Here is a 2,839-nt window from a genome sequence, read left to right as displayed (position 1 = left end):
CCCCCGGCCCGCCCTACTACGCCACGCGAGTGGGCCCACGCCCCCGAAGGGGCGCGGGGAACTGCGCGACCAGCCCACCACACCGCCGCAGACAAAACACAACCTGTCACGGCACCACCCGCGGAGCCCTCAGCGGCCGAGCCACACCGTCGTGTCCGGCCCGATCCGGCCGTCCTCCAGAGGCGCACTGCTCAGCAGGACCTCACCGGCCGGCAGCTCGACCGCCGCGCCGGACAGGTTGGTGACGCAGCGCCAGCCCGCGCAGCGGTCGAACCGGAGCACGCCGTCCGGGGTGTCCGCCGCCCAGGTCAGCTCCTCACCGTCGAGGAGTTTGCGGCGCAGCCGCAGGGCCGTGCGGTACAGCTCCAGAGTGGAGCCCTCCACCCCGTCCTGGGCCTCGACGGCGTAGGCGGCGAAGCCGGGCGGCTGCGGGAGCCAGGCCCCGCCGGGCCCGAAGCCGTACGACGGTCCGGACGTCGTCCACGGCAGCGGCACCCGGCAGCCGTCGCGGCCCTTGCGGACGTGACCGGTCTGCTCCCAGATCGGGTCCTGGAGCACCTCGGTGGGCAGGTCGGCGACCTCGGGCAGGCCGAGTTCCTCACCCTGGTAGACGTACGCCGAGCCGGGCAGCGCCAGCATCAGCAGCGTGGCCGCCCGGGCTCGGCGCAGCCCGGCCGCCTCGTCGACGGCCGGGGCGTGGCCGCCGGAGAGCAGCCAGGCGTTGAGGTCGGTGCCGGGCGGCAGCGTCAGCCGGGAGGCGTGCCGTACGACGTCGTGGTTGGACAGCACCCAGGTGGCCGAGGCGCCCGCCGCCCGGGCCGTGGCGAGCGAGTCGGTGATGACCTGCCGCAGCTCCCCGGCGTCCCAGCCGGCCTGGAGGTACTCGAAGTTGAAGGCCTGCCCGAGTTCGTCCGGACGGGCGTACAGCGCACGCCGTGCGCCGGGTACCCACGCCTCGGCGACGGCCATCCGGGGCGGGCGGTAGGCGTCGAGGATCTTGCGCCAGTCGCGGTAGATCTCGTGCACGTCGTCACGGTCGTAGAAGGGGTGGGTGCCGGGCGGCAGCGCGGTGAGCGCCTCCTCGCGGCTCAGCTCGGGACGGCCGAGGTCGCGCAGGGGTTCGCTCAGGTCCTTGACGAGGGCGTGGGCGACGTCGATGCGGAAGCCGTCGACCCCGCGGTCCGACCAGAAGCGCAGGGTGGTGCGGTAGTCGGCGCGGACCTCCTGGTTCTCCCAGTTGAGGTCGGGCTGCTCGGGGGCGAACAGGTGCAGGTACCACTGGCCGTCGGGCACCCGTTTCCAGGCGCTGCCGCCGAAGACGGACTGCCAGTCGCTGGGCGGGAGTTCGCCGTGCTCGCCGCGGCCGTCGCGGAAGACGTAGCGGTCGCGGGCCGCCGAGCCGGGCCCCGCGTACAGGGCCTCCTGGAACCATGCGTGCCGGTGCGAGGAGTGGTTGGGCACGATGTCGACGATGACCTTCAGGCCGAGGCGGTGGGCCTCGGCGACCAGCGCGTCGAAGTCGTCGAGGGTGCCCAGGCGCGGGTCGACGCCCCGGGGGTCGGCGACGTCGTAGCCGCCGTCGGCGAGCTCGGACGGGTAGAAGGGGCTCAGCCACAGGGCGTCCACGCCCAGGGCGGCGAGGTGGGTGAGGCGGCGGGTGATGCCGCGCAGATCACCGAGTCCGTCGCCGTCGGCGTCGGCGAAGCTGCGGGGATAGATCTGGTAGACGACGGCCTGGCGCCACCAGTCGGGATCCCGGGACGACAGGTCGAGGGTCGAGCGCTCGGTCACGCGGTCTCCTTCGCAGGGCATACGGGCGACAGCATTGAATCTGTCCAGAATGCCGGAAAAAGGAACCATCGCGTTGATCGGAGTGATCCATTCCCGCTGTGATGAAAGTGTGATGGCGGCACAACTTCCTTTGCATCGCCGCAGGTTGACAGCGTGCTGCGGCCCCGCCACGATGGGGCCACTGAGGCACATGTGACCAATGAGCCCAGTGTTCTCAGACCACTCACCTCCGGTGCGGCCCCGGCAGCCGCGTGCGTCGCGCTGCCCGCTGCCGTCATCCGGGTCGGCACACGCCAAGAAATGGGATACGCATGTCCATAGCGAGCCGTGTCACCGCGCGACGCCTGCTGGGGACGGGCGCCGCGGCCCTCGCCCTCTGCGCCGCCTCCGCCACGACCGCCTTCGCCACCGGAACGCCCGGCGGTGACGGCTGGTCGTCCGGCGGCAGCTACAAGCCGGGCACGGGCGCGGGCACGGAGACCGGGACCGACCGCTGCCAGTTCTCTCTCGACGGCACGAACTTCTACGACTCGGTCAAGGTCGACGACCAGAACCTGAAGCCGAGCGAAGACGGCAAGGTACACGTCAAGGTCCGCACCGCGGGTGACGCGGCCACCTGCACGGCTTCCCTCGCGTCCTACCTCGCGCACGGCGCGACCTTCGCGACCTCCGGCGAGCAGGTGTTCGTCGACTTCGACACGGTGACGGTCAAGCCGGGCGCCACCGACTCGCTCGACATCGCCATCCCGGACAAGGGCTGCTTCGGGCAGATCGACCTCTACCGGGGCGCGGTGAAGTTCGACGGCGAACTCGACGCGAAGGACGGCTTCGAGCACGGCGAGCTGCCCAAGGGCCCGGACCGCCCGGTCATCAAGGACAAGCTGATCGCGGCCTGGAACGGCGGCACGAAGGAGTGCACGACCCCGCCGCCGGCTCAGGAGGAGCCGCCCGCCTCCACGCCGCCCGCGAGCCCGTCCGAGCCGGCCGAGGAGACGACGCCCCCGACGCCCCCGGCGTCCCCGTCGGAGCCGGCCGAGGAGACGACGCC

2 protein-coding genes are annotated in these 2,839 nt (G+C 72.3%); one reads left to right on the top strand and one right to left on the bottom strand.

Features of this window, described 5'->3' with window-relative positions; all coding sequences use genetic code 11:
• Nucleotides 1-129 precede the first annotated feature (129 nt).
• Nucleotides 130-1,812: a glycoside hydrolase family 13 protein gene (locus tag C1J00_RS41550; protein WP_180989888.1), complete on the bottom strand. Its 1,683-nt coding sequence runs from the start codon at nt 1,810-1,812 to the stop codon at nt 130-132.
• Nucleotides 1,813-2,102: 290 nt separating this feature from the next.
• Between C1J00_RS41550 and C1J00_RS41545 the strand changes: the two genes are divergently transcribed.
• On the top strand, nt 2,103-2,839 hold a 737-nt coding region (locus tag C1J00_RS41545; RefSeq protein WP_102913994.1), incomplete at its 3' end, for a hypothetical protein.

Origin of the sequence: Streptomyces cahuitamycinicus (genome assembly GCF_002891435.1) — a bacterium.
Lineage (GTDB): Bacteria > Actinomycetota > Actinomycetes > Streptomycetales > Streptomycetaceae > Streptomyces > Streptomyces cahuitamycinicus.
This window is presented reverse-complemented; position numbering and strand designations above follow the sequence as displayed.

What these genes read in the sequence shown, in the direction of transcription:
- C1J00_RS41550 (WP_180989888.1), bottom strand. Translation starts at nt 1,812, where the DNA reads ATGCCCTGCGAAGGAGACCGCGTGACCGAGCGCTCGACCCTCGACCTG.